1 protein-coding gene is annotated in these 1,397 nt (G+C 46.6%); it reads right to left on the bottom strand.

Annotated features, from left to right (window positions below):
• The coding region (locus tag AC1DFM_RS34590; RefSeq protein WP_477081350.1) for an Ig-like domain-containing protein at nt 1-1,397 on the bottom strand (1,397 nt) is incomplete at both ends.

Here is a 1,397-nt window from a genome sequence, read left to right as displayed (position 1 = left end):
TGTGCTGCCAATGGTAATGTCCAGTGTCGGTGTTCCAGTTACTACAACGGATTTACTAAAATGAGCTTTAAACCGCAAACCATCACCCAGATGATAGATGCCATTAGCTGGTACATCTATGGATGTGATACTCGGTGGGGTAGTATCATAGGTAACGCTTAGTGTATTAGAAGCGGTGTTGCCATTCAAGCCAGCGTTAATGGCTGCGTTGGCCGGTACCTGTACAGTTACCGCGCCATTGGCACCCGGTGTTACCAATACCGTATACGTAATATTATCCGTTGTTTGCAGATTGCTAAGCGTAGCATTAGTAGCAGTAATGCCAGTAGCTAAAAGCCCTGTAACCGCTTCGCTGAACGTAATGGTAGCAGTGAATGGTTGATTGACCGGAGAAGTAACCGCGGTACTGATAGTAACCGTTGGGTGAATGGTATTCACCAGCACTTTATTAGTACTTACCGCCGGCAGTGTCAATACGCCATTGTTACCCGCTAAATCTTTGATGGTTCCGACAATGGCAGCTGCCAGCGTGATACCATCCATATCCAGATCCCCGCTTTGTACAATATATAAGAAGCCCAGTGTATCWGATGCAGAYCCTGCCTGATAAGTGGCTTGTCTGATAGTACTACCGATSGTGATATCCAGTGTAGGCGTTCCGGTTACTACAACGGATTTACTGAAATGAGCTTTAAACCGCAAACCATCACCCAGATGATAGACGCCATTAGCCGGTACATCTATGGATGTGATACTCGGTGGGGTAGTATCATAAGTAACGCTTARTGTATTAGAARCGSTATTGCCRTTCAARCCMGTGTTAATGGCTGCATTGGCCGGTACCTGTACAGTTACCGCGCCATTGGCACCCGGTGTTACTAATACGGTATACGTAATATTATCCGTTGTTTGCAGATTGCTAAGTGTCGCATTGGTAGCAGTAATGCCAGTAGTTAAAAGCCCGGTAACCGCTTCGCTGAACGTAATGGTAGCAGTGAAAGGCTGATTGGTCGGAGAGGTAATTGCGGTGCTGACGGCGACTGTCGGGTGAATGGTATTGAYCAGCACTCCAGTTGTATTCAYTGCCGGTAATGTGAGCACACCRCTGTTACCTGCTAAATCCTTGATAGTTCCAGCGATGGCGGCTGCCAGGGTGATACCGTCCATATCCAGATCACCGCTTTGTACAATATATAAAAAGCCCAGCGTATCAGATGCAGATCCTGCCTGATAAGTGGCTTGTCTGACTGTGCTGCCAATGGTAATGTCCAGTGTCGGTGTTCCAGTTACTACAACGGATTTACTAAAATGAGCTTTAAACCGCAAACCATCACCCAGATGATAGATGCCATTAGCTGGTACATCTATGGATGTGATACTCGGTGGGGTAGTATCAT

The sequence above is a fragment of the Chitinophaga sp. 05T412 genome (assembly GCF_056396465.1).
The sequence above is the reverse complement of the archived record's forward strand: the minus strand, read 5'-3'. Positions and strand labels throughout refer to the sequence as shown.